The 16336-nt window shown below is 36.1% G+C and carries 12 protein-coding genes; 2 read left to right on the top strand and 10 right to left on the bottom strand.

Features of this window, described 5'->3' with window-relative positions; genetic code table 11:
* Window positions 1–38: 38 nt before the first annotated feature.
* Window positions 39–1157 (bottom strand): BA2291 family sporulation histidine kinase, encoded by a 1119-nt coding sequence (locus QRE67_RS11180; RefSeq protein WP_286124908.1) that lies wholly within the window; start codon window positions 1155–1157, stop codon window positions 39–41.
* 194 nt (window positions 1158–1351) lie between these two features.
* On the opposite strand from QRE67_RS11180, the gene QRE67_RS11175 reads away from it, so the two are divergent.
* The gene (locus QRE67_RS11175; protein ID WP_286124907.1) at window positions 1352–1744 is read left to right on the top strand and encodes a YueI family protein; all 393 of its coding nucleotides are present in this window, start codon (window positions 1352–1354) and stop codon (window positions 1742–1744) included.
* Window positions 1745–1794: 50 nt separating this feature from the next.
* Here QRE67_RS11175 and QRE67_RS11170 read toward each other — a convergent pair whose 3' ends face one another.
* Window positions 1795–3219 carry an aldehyde dehydrogenase family protein gene (locus QRE67_RS11170; RefSeq protein ID WP_286124906.1) on the bottom strand — a complete coding sequence of 475 codons (1425 nt, stop codon included), beginning with the start codon at window positions 3217–3219 and terminating at the stop codon, window positions 1795–1797.
* A 286-nt stretch (window positions 3220–3505) separates the two neighbouring features.
* A complete protein-coding gene (locus tag QRE67_RS11165) occupies window positions 3506–4861 on the bottom strand; it encodes a hemolysin family protein (RefSeq protein WP_286124905.1) in 1356 nt (451 codons plus the stop codon).
* Between the two features lie 547 nt (window positions 4862–5408).
* Here QRE67_RS11165 and racA point away from each other — a divergent pair.
* On the top strand, window positions 5409–5903 hold the full coding sequence (gene racA, locus QRE67_RS11160) for a chromosome-anchoring protein RacA (protein WP_286124904.1): 495 nt from the start codon (window positions 5409–5411) through the stop codon (window positions 5901–5903).
* A gap of 215 nt (window positions 5904–6118) precedes the next feature.
* On the opposite strand, the gene hcp is transcribed toward racA, so the two are convergent.
* From hcp to QRE67_RS11125, 7 genes are all read right to left on the bottom strand, one after another.
* Window positions 6119–7405, bottom strand: coding sequence for a hydroxylamine reductase (hcp, locus tag QRE67_RS11155; protein WP_286124903.1), 1287 nt, complete (start codon window positions 7403–7405; stop codon window positions 6119–6121).
* A gap of 105 nt (window positions 7406–7510) precedes the next feature.
* Entirely contained in the window at window positions 7511–8107 is a 597-nt protein-coding gene (locus QRE67_RS11150; protein WP_286124902.1) for a hypothetical protein, read from the bottom strand.
* Window positions 8108–8664: 557 nt separating this feature from the next.
* Window positions 8665–10515: a hypothetical protein gene (locus tag QRE67_RS11145; RefSeq protein ID WP_286124901.1), complete on the bottom strand. Its 1851-nt coding sequence runs from the start codon at window positions 10513–10515 to the stop codon at window positions 8665–8667.
* On the bottom strand, window positions 10505–12316 hold the full coding sequence (locus QRE67_RS11140) for a DUF8727 domain-containing protein (RefSeq protein WP_286124900.1): 1812 nt from the start codon (window positions 12314–12316) through the stop codon (window positions 10505–10507). The genes QRE67_RS11145 and QRE67_RS11140 overlap by 11 nt, the downstream gene beginning before the upstream one ends.
* A 244-nt stretch (window positions 12317–12560) precedes the next feature.
* Complete coding sequence (locus QRE67_RS11135) at window positions 12561–12824, bottom strand: LemA domain protein (protein ID WP_286124899.1); 264 nt, start codon at window positions 12822–12824, stop codon at window positions 12561–12563.
* Between the two features lie 354 nt (window positions 12825–13178).
* Window positions 13179–14609, bottom strand: coding sequence for an arginine-ornithine antiporter (arcD, locus tag QRE67_RS11130; RefSeq protein ID WP_286125255.1), 1431 nt, complete (start codon window positions 14607–14609; stop codon window positions 13179–13181).
* 215 nt (window positions 14610–14824) lie between these two features.
* Window positions 14825–16336, bottom strand: a complete 1512-nt coding sequence (locus QRE67_RS11125; RefSeq protein WP_286124898.1) for an ABC transporter permease/substrate-binding protein — start codon at window positions 16334–16336, stop codon at window positions 14825–14827.

Raw genomic sequence — 16336 nt, 5'->3', positions numbered from 1 at the left:
GTCTACACCTTAGCGTAAGGTGTAGACTTTCTTCATCTTCATTTTTGAAAAGACATATGAAATTCTGTCCATTCTGAATTAGATTGGCACATGATAGATCCATTATGCTTTTCAACAATTTGTTTACACACAAATAAACCGATACCCGTTCCTAATTTTTTAGTAGTGACGAATGGTTCGAAAATCGTTTCAATATTTTCTGAAGGAATCATTGGCCCATTATTTTTAATTTTAATATGAATGAGTTCTTCATCTTCACATGCATCGATAATAATTTTACGACTTTCTTTCACCACTTCTAGAGCATCAATTGAGTTCATTAAAACATTTAAAAGAACTTGTCTTATTTCACTACGATATCCAACAAATGGTATAAGATACGGTAAGTTTTTTTCAATAGACACATTTGCATTTACTAAACTCGGATATAAGAAATGAATAATATCCTGAAACAAATCATTTAGCCAAAAACGTTCTGATTCATTCCACATTTCTTTTTTTGAAACAAGTAAAAATTGCGAAATACGAAAGTTTAATTGATCTAGTTCATGTGAAATTATATCCAAATAAGACAAATTGGGATGATCCGCTTTTAATAATTTAACAAATCCCATAATTGACGTTAATGGATTTCTAAACTCATGAACGAAACTAGCTGACATTTGGCCTAAAATCGTTAATCTTTCTTTATGTGTTTCATTAATATATTGTTGTTTTTCTTCTAAATTTCTCGATATAATTTCCGAATACTTTAAAACCGTATAATAAATTAATTTGTCAAAGCAAGTATGTATTTTTGCCATAATTGGTTTTAATTCACGAGCACTAACATCTAATTCGCACATTGCTTCAAATAATTCATTTCTTCCTACATTCGCGTTATAGACAAAATCTCCAATGTTCGCATCTGCTCCCGCACGTTCAATTGCAATTTTCTCGCATATCGGTTGTAGGTGAGCTATATCCTTTTCCTCCATAATAAGTTCAATAATTATTTCTAATAAATTCTCTCCATTCTGAGCGATTTCTTGCTTAAATGGATCTTTTTCGGAAACTATCATTTTGTTTTTCCAGTTCTCTACGAATTGGTGCCTATTGTTTTTCAAGTGCGAACAAAATACTTCTTTAATATCCTTATCGATCGGAAAAACCCCCATTTCCTACATATCCATGCGACAAACACCCCGTATATTTTGAATATTAACACAAAAAAACCGTTTCGTTAAGATGTTTTTGTCACATTTTGTTAATTTATGTTGATAAAATTAATTCCTATACAGTATGTGAAATTATTTTTTTTGCATCCTTTTTATTTCTTGCGTACAATAGAAGAAGGAAAGGTGTGAAAAATATGGCAAATAAAAATGTGGAAGATTATCTCCAAGAAGGCATTCATGGCCAAAAGCAAAACAAACCAGAAGAACGCAATATGTTTTTAAGTACATTGCGTGAACGTGTAGAAGTCGCTTTAACAATCGGTCAAGTGATGAAAAGCAATACTTATACAGAAGTAGCAAATAGCATGCGCCCTTCTCAATCCTTACACTTATATGTAAATGGCAGCATCACTTACTCACATTTATCAAAATACATTAAATTAGCAAATGAAAAACAAGTACCATTTACAATTGTTCAAAATAAAGGTATCCATACACCGATTGGTTTAGTTCTTGCACATAGTGCGGCGGTAGATAAAGAACAAATATATGTCGAAGATGCTATTTATAAACAAGAAATGAATTAAAGTACAAAAAGCGTACACCTAATTCCGAACCAGGTGTACGTTTTTTATCGTTATTTTTTAATACAAACAAGTTTCATCTCTGTCATTTCTTCAATTGCGTATTTAATTCCTTCACGACCCGTACCGCTTTCTTTTACACCACCGTAAGGCATATGATCAACTCGGAACGTTGGAATGTCATTAATCATCACGCCACCTACTTCTAATTCATCAATCGCACGCATTGCTTTCGTTAAATCATTTGTAAACACACCAGCTTGCAAGCCATAACGTGAGTTATTTACCTTTTCTAACGCTTCATCAAATGTTCGAAATGCATTTACAGTAACAACTGGTCCAAACACTTCTTGACACTGCACAGAAACGTGATCTGGAACATTTGTTAATACAGTAGGTTCAAAAATACGTGCGTCTCGTTTTTTACCACCATACACAACTTTCGCCCCCTCTTTCACTGCTTCTTGTACCCACGTATCAATACGATCCACATCACCTTTTGAAATAAGGGCAGAAACGTCTGTCTCTTCATCAAGCGGATCCCCCACTACTACTTTATCCATTGCCTTTGTTAATTTTTCGGCGAATTCTTTTATTTTATTTTCATGGACAAATACACGTTGTACAGAAATACAAACTTGTCCGTTATTAACGAATGCGCCCCATTTCACACGCTCGATGATTTCGTCCGTTAATTCTACATTTTCATCAATGACAACTGCAGCATTTGAACCGAGTTCTAATGTAACACGTTTTAATCCAGCCTTTGCTTTAATACCAATGCCAACTTGCGGACTTCCCGTGAACGTAATGGAAGCAATGTTATCATCTTTTACCATCGCTTCTCCAACAATCGAGCCACGTCCTGATACAATATTGAAGGCACCTTTTGGCAAACCAGCTTCTTCAAATAATTCAACAAGTGCATAGGAAGATAGCGGTGTTTGATCAGCTGGTTTTAATACAATCGTGTTACCAGCCGCAATTGCAGGACCGACTTTATGTGCAACTAAGTTCAGCGGAAAATTGAACGGAGTAATCGCTCCAATTACACCGATTGGCTTACGAACTGTATACGCAATACGTCCATCCGCTCCTGGTGCTGCATCTAATGGTAAAGTCTCCCCATAAATACGCTTTGCCTCTTCCGCTGCAAACCTATATGTTTGCACCGTACGATCGACTTCTCCTCTCGCTGCACGAATAGGTTTCGCAGCTTCTTTCGCTATAATTTGAGCAAATTCTTCTCTACGTTCGTCCATTTTTCTAGCAACTGTTTCTAAAATAGACGCCCTGTCAAATGCAGACAACGCTGCCATTTCTTTCGTTGCCTTCTTTGCTGCAGCGACAGCTTCCCGGGCTTCCTTTTCTGTTCCCTGTGCAATTTCTGCCAACACTTCCTCCGAATATGGTGCATACAACGTCTTATACGTTGGTGCCTCTTGCCATACTCCATTTATGTATAAATCCTTCTTCATTTTCTTTCCCCTCTCTCATTTTTGTGCTACTTACAAACTTTCGTAAAGCAATTTCTAATCTCTTCAATGATACACATATTCTTTTTTTATAAAGTGAAACTTTAATCAGTGGGGGTTTTCTTCATCCCCTACTGATTATTAGTTGAACGAATCGGGTTTTGCTGCCCGCGAATAGCTGGATAAATAATTCACCTAGTTAAAGGTATGATCTTTTTATTGTAACATGGTCTCATTACATCAAAAACCATTTTGCTTGCCAACGAAAAAACTCTGCTATACGCAGAGTTTACGAGCTTACTTGTTCTTGCAATGAGATTGGTTTTTCAGTCTCTGAAAACCGAATGGGTGCTGGTTGCTTCGTTACTTCTATATGCTTTATATAGTGACCATCCAGTTCCTTAATACAAAACTTATAATTTTCAATTTCAACAATATCGCCCTCTTCAATTTCCAGGTGCTTTGTTAAAATCCAGCCGCCAATCGTATCAACGTCTTCATCATCGATTGACAAACCTAATAACGCATTTACTTCATTAACAAGTACTTTTCCTTCTAAAATCGTTTTCGTTTCACTGATATGTTGAATTTCCGGCTGTTCGTCTGTATCAAACTCATCCTGAATATCACCGACGATTTCTTCTAATATATCTTCAACCGTTACAATGCCTGATGTCCCGCCATATTCATCAATTAAAATCGCAATATGTGTCCGTTCTCGTTGCATTTTTAAAAATAAATCATGAATCGCAATGGATTCAATCACGAGAATAATAGGACGTATATACTGCTGAACCGTTTCTTTACTAACACCATCATGGTTCACAAAATCTGTGAAAATATCTTTAAAGTTTACAAAACCAATGACATGGTCTTTGTCCCCATCAATAATTGGGTATCTTGTATATTTCTCATTTGCCATTCTTTGCAATGCTTCTCTTACAGGAATATCCTTATCTAAAATATACATCTCTGTCCGGGGTACCATAATTTCTTTTGCAATACGATCATCAAATTCAAAAATTTTATTTACATATTTAAACTCAGACTGATTAATTTCACCATTTTTATAACTTTCTGAAACAAGCATTCGCAATTCTTCTTCCGAGTGTACTTCTTCATGCTCTTTTGCCGGTTGTAAACCAAACATTCTCGTTACAAACCGAGCCGACCCATTTAACATCCAAATAAATGGAAAAGCAACACGATAAAAGAAAATAAGCGGTCTTGCCACAAGTAGACTAACTTGTTCTGCTTTTTGAATTGCTAATGTTTTTGGTGCTAATTCTCCCACAACAACGTGGAAAAAGGTAATGAACATAAATACTAGAATAACAGATAAGACGTCAGCGAGCGAGGGAGGCACTTCCCATCTTGCGAAAAGTGAATCAAACATGTGCTTAATCGCTGGTTTTCCTAACCACCCGAGTCCAAGAGCTGTCACTGTAATTCCTAATTGACAAGCTGATAAATACTCGTCTAAGTTTGTAATGACTGTTTTCACAGGAATTGCACGTTTATTCCCTTCTGCAATAAGAAAATCGATGCGTGAACTTCTCACTTTCACAATTGCAAATTCTGACGCAACGAAAAATGCAGTTAAGGCAATTAAAACAATCACCATACTTATACTATATATGTCCAAATACGTTTCCTTACTCACGCTGTAAGTAAGGAAGCCACCTCCTAATTATTTTATTCTATCGAAATAAGTACACTTACAAATTTCTATATAAATACAAATGAAAAAACCGACATAAAACCCTTCTTTTTAGGTGGGAGAGAGCATCCGGCCATGCATAGAAGCGGTCAGATCCTTTTCCTGCCCAGACATAGTGAAAACAAAGAGAGAAAACGAGTGCGGGTCACCTTTTGTTATCCATAGCCGCGGCTATATGTCGAAAAATCAAAATGGATTTATATACATTCGCAATCACCTTTTTTATACATTATATGCATACATAAAGAAGATATTTATACTTATGATAATCGAATTAGATTATTTCCGTCAAATAGGATGTTTTGTAAAAATCAGACAATTTTTCTCTTTTTCGAAAGATTTATATACTAAAAAACTGCTTTTCGTGAAAATACACTTTCTTTGCCGATTTCTCACTTCTTTTGTCACCCTTGAAGGGAACGAGCTATATCTCACGAAACTATTCAACAGGATATATATAGGAGGGATTACCTTGGAATATAAAACACCCTTTATGGCAAAAAAATTAGGTGTTAGCCCAAAGGCTGTTGTCCGGATTGCTCAACAATTAGAATTGAACATAGAAAAAAATAAATACGGCCATTTTATCTTTAGCCAAAAAGACTTAGATCAAATGCTAGAATTTCAACGCTCTAGTTTAGAACAAACTCCAGTACCACCTTCATCACAAATTTCTGAAGCTAAGTCATCATCTGAATTCGAACAATTTGCCAAACAATTGAATGCCATCACACAACGTCTAGATCGTATGGAAGAAAAGATGCAAGATAAAGCAGATGATGTTGTCAGCTATCAATTGCTGCAACATCGCAGAGAAATGGAAGAAATGCTGGAAAGAATTCAAAAATTAGAAGTCGCTCTCGAGAAAAAAGAACCGCTTTACATTACACCAGATTCTCCACCAATATATGAACGAGAAGAAAAACCAAAACGCCGTAAAATGATTTTAAGTATATTTGGTTTTTAGTTCTTTTTATCCCGCTATTTGCGGGCAGTAATACCCCTACCTCAAAGTTCAACAGGAAGCAAACAAGTTAGGTGGGGGATGAAGAAAACCCCACTGATCAAAGTTTCACTTTATCCTATCGTGTGTTCCGTGTATAGCAATTGACTCCCCCTGGCCAATTGCTATACACTTTTTACTTATACAAAAGGATGTCTCTTTTCGAGACATCCTTTTCTTTATGATAACATTGTATTCATATCTTCAGCTGCAGTTGTAATTAATTTTAAACCGAATGTTTCTTGTAATACTTCAAGTACACCAGGTGAAATGAATTCTGGTGCTTTTGGACCGATGCGAATATCTTGAATACCAAGACTAAATAATCCAAGTAATATAGCAACCGCCTTTTGTTCAAACCAAGATAAAACGATACTGACTGGTAATTCATTCACTTCGCACTGGAATGCATCCGCTAAAGCCGCAGCAATTTTTATTGTTGAAATCGAGTTATTGCACTGACCTAAATCTATATAACGCGGAATCTCGGTACCTGGTACAACCCCATAATCCACATCATTAAAACGGAATTTCCCGCAAGAAGTCGTTAAAATAACTGCTTCTGGTGGAAGTGAAGTTGCTAATTCTCGATAATACTCTCCGCCTTTTCCAGGGGCATCACACCCTGCAATGACGAAAAATCTCTTAATTTTTCCCGCTCGTACTGCCTCGACTATTTCAGGGGCTAGTGATAATACTGTATTGTGATGAAAACCCGTTACAAGTTGTTCATCTGACTCCATATGTACATCTGAAAGCTCTAATGTTTTTTCAATCAGTGGTGTAAAATCATCGTTTTCAATTTTTTCTACACCTTCTAGTCCAGTAATATCATATGAAAAGAAACGATCAGAATATGTTCCTTTAATAGGCATTACACAGTTCGTTGTAGCTAAAATTGCACCTGTAAACTTCTCAAAGAGACGTCGTTGATCATACCATGCTTTTCCGATATTCCCTTTTAAGTGTTTATATTTTTTTAACTGCGGATATCCATGTGCTGGTAGCATTTCAGAATGTGTATAAATATTGATTCCTTTTCCTTCTGTTTGCTTCAATAATTCTTCTAATGCAAATAAGTTATGACCTGTAACAACAATTGCTTTTCCTTCTACACGATTTTGTGTAATGCGGACCGGCTCAGGAACACCGAAATGGTCCGTATGTGCCTTATCCAGTAGCTCCATCACTCGTAAAGCAGATTTCCCTACTTTCATAGCCATATCAATATGTTCTTGCTCATTAAAGTTAGAATTAGTTAGTGTCATATATAATGCTTCATGAGTTGTAGCATCTACAAAAGAATCTGTATAACCGAGCTGCGCAGCATGTGTACGATAAGCAGCAATTCCTTTCAGCCCAAAAACGATTGTATCTTGTAAACTTGCAATTGTTTCATTCTTTCCACAAACACCTATTATTTTACATCCACCAGTTGGCGTTTGTTCACATTGATAGCAAAACATATCATCCCATCCCTTCTCAAGCAATTATTACAAATTAAGTGTAATATACATTGTGAAAAAGAGGTGTGATGTCTATCACAATAATTTTTAAAACTTTGTGACATTTCATTTTGTTAACATAATATTTTTACTGTTCTCTTTAATGAGCGACTGTGCATGAGCATTTCCTTGAATAATATCGCGAAATTCTTTTAAAGAATACAAATGCGTTAACCCTTTTCGAGCATGAATTCGGACAGGTACCCCTTGCAGTGTATCATGAAAAGCAAATGCCTCATCAATTGGTTCAATCGGAAAGCCTAGTGTAAGCAAATACATATACATCCGTTTCGTTACGACAGCTATATACCATTCCGCCTTCGTTTCCAAAGCGTGCATAAATAAAATAGCCGTCAATCTTTTAAAATGGCCCCGACCACGAGATGTTTTCACAATGCTTAACTTTCCTATTTCATATACATTTTTCAGACCCTTCACCAATTCATTTTCAGAAAACGGATAGAAAAACTCAGAATTAGATTGATCAGGTGTCGTATATCGTATACATTCAACCGTGCCGATGTAGTTTTGATCTTCTATTAATAAAAATCGTGATGGATTTAAATTTCGCTCTACAAACATTAAATCTCGTTCTTCACAAAAATCTCCCCAAAGTTGCTCGAACCAAAAATGTTCTTCCTTCGTTTGAACACGCTGGAACATATTTCCCCGCCTTTCCCATCGCCGTTCTTTTTTTTGATAACGCTTTCACCATCTATCATATAAAAACAAATCTTCATATGCAACTAAAACTATTTACTATCTATATATTCTATAAAAGGAAACAAATTCCTATTCTGTTTTTATATTTTTACAAAGTTTTATAATAGCTAGTAGAAATTCAAATTCTCCTCCATTTTTTATATAAATCCATTTTGATTTTTCGACATATAGCCGCGGCTATGGATCACAAAAGGTAACCTGCACTCGTTTTCTCTCTTTGTTTTCACTATGTCTGGGCAGGAAAAGAATCTGACCGCTTCTATGCATGGCCGGATGCTCTCTCCCACCTAAAAAGAAGGGGTTTATGTCGTTTTTTCATTTGTATTTATACAGATGAAGCATTCCTTTATAGAGTAAAACTTTGATCAGCGGGGGTTTTCTTTATCCCCACTGATCATTAGCCCTCACCAATTGGGCTTTTACGGGCAGTTTATCTCCCTCCTGGCTTCCGCACCTCGAACTACTCTGCTCTCTTTATCCTCCTTTTTGAACAAGCACTATAACATTGTACTTTTTAACCATCTCTCAAAAATTTGCACAAGTCCGTGCTTTCCAGCCAATTTTTCTTCTCCTTGCTTTGTTTTATATGGATATAATTGCAAAAAGACACCGCAGCCAGCTTCAAGCTTTTTCCCGTGCATATGACTGCCTGGATACACACATATCACCTCATAAATTGCCCTTCGGTAAAAAATTCGTTTTCCATCTTGTTCTTCTACATACTTGATTGACCAATATTTGTACATCTGTTCTGTTGCTTTCGTATTGCCAATTGACTGAAAAATATTATACATGGGACTATATTTTACTTCGATAATGATAGATGATTGATATTTGTATTCCTCTCCCTTTTTCACATAGCAGTCTAAGCGGATATCAGGTTTCTTTGTATCTTCCCCGTTATAAAAATGACTGCCTTTACTAAGTGCAATTAGAGGATGCGTTTCGATGAGCTCATTAAACGCAACGTATATCCTAATATTTTCACGATCTAAAGTAATCGTCGTGCCATCTTGTAAACCATCTAAATAAAAGTACGTTTGAATTTGCTCAGATAGCGGGATTTCATCTTTAAATCCTAATTTCTGCAATACGGAAATGACGGTAAAAAATGCGTAATATTCATATACTAAAAACGTTGGTTTATATACAAATAAAAAAGATGGAGATTGTTGATTATGATGCGGCAAAATTTCTAAGTGATGTAACAATTGCCGATGTGGGGCTGGTAAAGCATGTGCAGTTATATGTGTCATTTCGGAGATATCTCTCCAAAATGAAGAATATAACAGACTTTGAAAATACTGCAGTGCTTGATATAAAATGCTATAAAGTATTTTATACTCTTGTATTTTCACAGAGATTTTCCGCAAATCTGCTTCTTTCAACAAATGTATATTCCGATATTTTTGTTTATCTCGATCCGTTACAGACCCATTTCTTTCAATGGTTTGCATAATCGTTTTTACAGCTTGGTGTTCCTCTTTCTTTGTATCTCTAGCATCTTCTAATTTTTCAATCGTTTTTTGTAAAAAGGAGTGTACTTCTAGTAATGTATCATGAAATTTTCTCATTTTATATTTTAAAAAGGCATTTTCCAAGGTATCCTTTTGTTCCATAAATCTACGATTATAATGTTTTACATACGGCTTCTTCTCACTCATCATCACACTTTTTCTCGTTGTTTTCCGTTCTCTTATCTCCCATTGATATACATATTTATATTTTGTCCTCTCCTCAACCTCATCAAGTAACTGCTTTATTTTTTTTATTTTTTGCGGGAGCATTCGAAGCAATACTAAATAAGAGGAATCTTCAATATCAGTGAGTGCTGAGAATGTTTTTTTATAGTAGCCTCGATCTAAAATGATTTCATTTAGAATCGACTTCACAGAATTTTGAATGGCTTCAAATTGATCATCAAAAAAGTTTTTCGGAACGATTTGAAAAGCACCATAATATACGTCTTCTTCCACTTGTACTTCAAAATGATAGAGTCCACAGCGCCATGGATAAAAAAAATCTGTTTTTCCATGTTCATATAGTAATGCCCTATACTGTTTTTCATGTAATTCATATTTCCATTCTTTCGTGTCTTTTTGTCCCTCATACACTTTATTCCATACAAATGTGACTCGAACTGGTTTCTGACAATGTAAATGAAGACGTAGAGGTTTTAATTCCTGTACTTTATACACACACTGTGACATTTCATTTGTTGATGTGCAAAGATGATTCAAGAAAATAAAATCTCCTTTTGCTTCTGTACCTACGATTAATTTCAATACAAATGGAAGATTCTCATTTGCCCCTATTATTTCCGTCTCATACTGCTCCTCATTTCGCATACCCATACAACTCCAATTCACGCCGCTTTTGTTTTATATACGCAAGGGAATGTTCAAATGCAGAGATACTATTTGCAAGTGGTGATTTCAACAATGGGACAAGCTCTGCTCCTTTCTTCCCATCTTCACGAAGAAGTGGACCGATTGTCATTTCCGTTCCACGTAACCTCGTTAATATACGTTGCTTTACCTGCAAATCAAACCCTTCTTCTCGACTTATCATATAGGACTGATTGTCTTGAAGGGGTATATTTTGTAAATAAGTAGCAATCGCAGTCGCACACCGAAATGAGACTCCTTTTGAGGCATCGTATGAAGATAGTACTCCATGCAGTTTATCTAACAGCTCAAGTTCTTCTTCAGAAAAAACATCAATCATTGGTTTATAACGAAGCCAACTCATGCGGAACTCTGCTGTAGTAATAAGAAAAGGACTCTGTACATTTTTTTCCTTCTCTATATTGATTTCACAAAATGGAATTTTTTGAAGTGTAATTAAGTTTGTTCGATCTAATAGGCGATCAGATAGCTCTTTCGTTGTTTCATCAAAATTCACTGTGCCAACAAATATAACATTTTCGCCAATTTCAATCTTTGCTGGAATGTGTTGTTCCGTTTCAGCAACCGTCTCGTATAAGGAAAGAATACGATGCTTCTTCTCTAATTGAAGAATTGATAAAAATGGTGTAAACCAATGTTCAATATGTGACATGTTCATTTCATCAAAAACAATCATATACAGTTGATTTGGATTCTCTTTTGCTTTTAGTAGCGTTCGTATCAATTTTGTTTCGCTTTCAATGTATGTTCCGTTCGGATGAAGATATCCAAGTATATCATGTGGTTCTTGATAAGATGGTGAAATTGGAATCCATACAAGCTCTTCCCCGAATGTTAATCCTAGCGCTTCCGCATACGCTTGCACAAAACGAGATTTTCCAATCCCCGGAATCCCGCCGATGATTGTTAACATATTTGTCTTGACGCTAATATGAAAATTAAAGATATCCGTTTCATCTAAGTATAAGCCTTTCTCATGAACCAATTGCTGCACATGCTTTAAAAAAGAAGATTCTCGTTCATTCCACTCCTGATCTTCCTTCTGATTCCTTATCTCCATCACTTCAATTTGCTTTCCCTTTTCTGCAATTCGTTTGACGAGTTGCTCATATACATTTGTACGCACAAAATACAAATGATGATCTACATCCATTTCGATATACTTAGACCAATCATCGATTTCTATATATTTACTCTCTTTTTTGTTCTCACAATATGCAATTGCACTGATAGAAGATTTTAATGATATATTCCCATACAATCTTCCTTCACACCATAACAACTCTGGCACTTCAAAATCATGCGGAAATTTCGGGAGAAGGAAAGACAAATACCCTTTGCCAAGTTTGCGTTCAAACGCTTCTCTCTTTTTTAATTCAGGTATTCTCGGGGATGGGATAATTTTATATGCATCAGCAATTTCTCCTTGCTGTGCACAAATTACTTCAACGTACAGACCCCCTCTCTCATAATAAAGTCGAAACAAGACTAATTGTTTTTCTAACTTTCTTTTCTTCATATCCGCAAAAATTTTCTCGTTTTTTTTATTGTTACATAACCCTTGAAACAAAATTGGTTCCCCTTCAAATAATGATTCCAATATAGAAGGCACTGGGGAAAGACACTGAACAAAAAAAGTATCCGGTTCTTTCTTTTGCTCACCTTCAACAAACTTTCCAATAAATCTCATATGGTGCATTCGTTTCATAAAACTTGGATGAAGAGCTTTATGTAGCTTCAACTAACTCACCTTCTTTTTTCATACTATTCTTATTGTATGAATCGCAAAAGAAAACTAGAAACAAAAAACCTGACGTTCTCCGTCAGGTTACATAAAGTGAAACTTTTCTCAGTCGTGATTCCCTTCATCCCTACTGAAAATTAGTTGAAACAATCGGGCACTCATCGGTAGTTTATCCCGCACCTAACCTGCAGAACCTTAAGCTGGTAATTTTACTATCCGTTAATGCGGGATAAAGCGAAACTCACATTAGTGTGAGTTTCGCTTTTTTCTCTTTCATAATGGCATTATGAGCAATTTTCACCTTAGCTAATACATAGCGCAGCGTATCCTCAGCGTTTTCATCTTGATTATATTGCAAATTTGCTAACGTCTCCACAGAACAAGCTAAGTTTTCAATTGCCCCTCTTAATTCGGGATGATGGTTAAAAAACGATTCTTGTACTAATACCTTCCGCACATCACTTGCCAGTTCGATAACTCGTAACAACTGCTCTTTTTCTTCCATGCTCATCCCTCCTAAACATCTTATATATTAGATATTCTGCAAATGAAGAAAAACTCCTTGTAGTACCATAAGAAATATGCTTGATATGTCATGTAAAATAAAGTTTTTAATGTACGAAGCAATACAAGCTTACTTGATTTTATATGATACACACGTAGACAGTAGGCTTAGAGACGGGATTCATGTAACAGAATGAAGAAAAATTCAACAAAAAGAGGTTTCAATATAGGGACTTTCTACTTCTTTGGAGGATTAGCACTTCTGTTTATTTTTTCATTACGACTCGTTACATTTGATATGAGAACGCTTTTCAAATCCATTACAAAATAAAAAAGTCCTTTTTAAAGGACTTTTTTACATTTTTATATAGCCTGTTAGAAGCATATATAGAGATACTACGGCTGCAATCACAATTACAATCATCACATATCTCTCTATACCTGTTGTAAAGCATCGATTCCCCTTTTCCTTTCGAGCAAACATATAAACAAGAAGTCCGATGCCATACACGGTGGAAACGAGTAATAAATTTTTTAAACCTGCTGCGTAGATCAGCCAAACGGAATATACAGATGCGATTAAAGCAAGTATTCCATTTTTCAGCCTCGCATGTTTCAGTTCCTTCGTCACAACTAATTTCAGCTGATAAAGAGCTGATAATAAGTACGGAAGTAAAATCGATGTAGACGCGATAAAATACATGATTTGATACGTTGATTCAGAAAATAGAACGATAATAAACAATGTTTGTGCGACACCATTCGAAATCCATAATGCAGCATGTGGTGTCTGCTTTTTATTTGTTTTTGTAAAGACTTTCGGGAATACACCGTCTTTTCCTGCTACGTGAGAAATTTCCGATACGAGTAAAAACCAACCAATTAATGTTCCAATAAGTGAAGCAACTAGCCCAATATTAATGGCAACTGCGCCCCAAGATCCAACAACATGCTCTAATACATGTCCCATCGAAGGCGTTTCTAAAACAGAAAGTTCTTGTCTTGTCATAGCTCCCATTGAAAGGACAGAAATTAAAATATAAATGGACATCACTAAAATTAAGCCAAAAACTGTTGCTTTTCCTACATCACGGCTATTTTTTGCTCTCCCAGATAACACGACTGCTCCTTCCACACCAATAAATACCCAAAGTGTAACAAGCATCGTATTTTTCACTTGATCGAGTACAGAAGAAACAGTGACTGTTCCCTCTCCCCAAAAATCATGTGTAAATGTATCCCAGCGAAACGCAGTAACCATCATTACAATAAATAATAAAATCGGAACAAGCTTTCCGATTGTCGCAATAAAGTTCATAATGGATGCTTCACGAATTCCAATTAATATGAGAAAGTGCAGTGTCCATAATAAAAGAGATGCGCCTACGATAGAGGCAACGTTGTTTCCTCCTTTGAAAATAGGGAAGAAATATCCAAGCGTACTAAATAATAGCATAATCGTTGCTACGTTTCCTAAAATACCTGCAAGCCAATATCCCCACGCGCTATTAAAACCAATATATTCACCAAACCCTGCGCGCGCATAACTATAAATGCCGCCTTCAAGCTCAGGCTTTTGCCGTGCTAACGTTTGATATACAAGCGCAAGAGGAATCATTCCCAATGCTGTAATACACCATCCAATTATTGTTGCACCACTATTTGCGCCCACTGCTAAATCATGCGGTAAGCTAAATACACCACCGCCAACCATTGTTCCTACTACTAGTGCGATTAATGGAAAAAATCCTAATTTCTTTTCTATCGGTATCACCCCATCTGTCATTCTAGGTGTTATGTTCATCCCCTCAACTATTAAAGTCACCTTTTTCTCTAATAGACGTTTCTATTATATTTTTTCAGGAAAACATTACTTATTCTAAAAGAAAATGAGCAAAAAGGGAATACTTTTTTAAAAAAATGTATAAGTATGCACAAAAAACCGTTCATTTTGTAATGAACGGTTTTTTTTAGCCCTTTATTTGTATATTTTTGCAAAATTCAACGTATGAGCTGTTCTTTTTGTAAATATTGTTGTGCTACTTTTTCTGCACTTTTACCATTTACATTAACTTCATAATTCATTTTTCTCATTTCTTCATCCGAAATTTTCCCAGCAAGTTTATTTAATGTTTTTTCAAGCTCAGGATATTTTTGTAGCGTCTCTTTTTTCAGCAATGGAGCTCCTTGATAAGGTGGGAATAGTCCTTTATCATCTTCAAGTACTTGGAGTCCGTATTGCTCTAATTCACTGTCAGTTGAATACGCATCAATTACATTGACATCCCCTGACTCTATTGCACTATAGCGTAACTTTGGTTCCATCGTTTTTACGTTTACAAATTGGAAATTATACAGCTTTTGTATCCCTTTATAGCCATCTTCCCTGTCCGCAAACTCTAATGTAAATCCAGCCTTTACATTTGCAGCAACATTTCGTAAATCCGAAATTGTTTTCACGTTATATTGTTCTGCAACTTTTTTCGGCATTGCGAGCGCATACGTATTGTTATATTCCATCGGCTTTAACATGGACATATTATATTTTTGTTCCATGCCTTTGCGAGCTTGTTCATATACGGCTTTCCCGTCTGTGCTTTTCGGCTCTTCTTTCACAAAGGTGGATAAAGCAGTTCCTGAAAATTCGGGATAGATGTCAATTTCTCCTGATTTTAATGCTTCAAACACAAAAGCCGTTTTCCCAAGTCCTGGTTTCAACTCAACTTCTAAATCAGTATCGTGTTCAATAAGCTGCTTATACATTTGGATTAAAATTTCAGGCTCAGATCCAAGCTTTCCTGCAATCACGATATCTTTCTTTTGCGTATTCCACAGGAATGGCGCTGCGATAATGACTACTGCGATACCAATTGCCAATACAGAACGCTTAGAAGAGCGTCTCGTGCTTTCAAACGTGCGAAGTACCCCATCAAAGAATAAAGCTAACAACGCGGCTGGTACAGCCCCTAACACGATGAGAGCATGATCATTCCGATCAATACCAAGTAAAATAAGTTTTCCAAGTCCCCCAGCCCCGATTAAAGCGGCTAAAGTTGCTGTGCCGACAATTAATACCATCGCTGTACGAATACCTGCCATAATAATCGGTAGTGCAAGCGGAAGTTCTACTTTCCATAACCGTTTCCATCCGTTCATTCCCATCGCCCTTGCTGCTTCTATCAGCGATGCGTCTAACTTATGGATTCCCGTATATGTATTTCGTAAAATCGGCAATAAAGCATACACAACTAACGCGATAATTGCTGGTACCTTGCCAATTCCAACTAGTGGTATTAAAAGACCGAGTAATGCTAACGAAGGAATGGTTTGCATGACAGCTGATGTTCCAATAATAAATTCAGCAATTCGCTCACGCCTTGTTAAAATAATTCCAAGCGGCACTGCAATAATCACCGCCAAAAATAAAGAGATTAGTGAAATTTGAAGGTGTTCAAAAAGCGCGCTTAGTAGTTCTTGTTTTCGTTCTTGAAAAGTTTGTAATAACGCTGACAC

This window comes from Bacillus sp. DX3.1, from assembly GCF_030292155.1.
Taxonomy (GTDB): Bacteria; Bacillota; Bacilli; order Bacillales; family Bacillaceae_G; genus Bacillus_A.
This window is presented reverse-complemented; position numbering and strand designations above follow the sequence as displayed.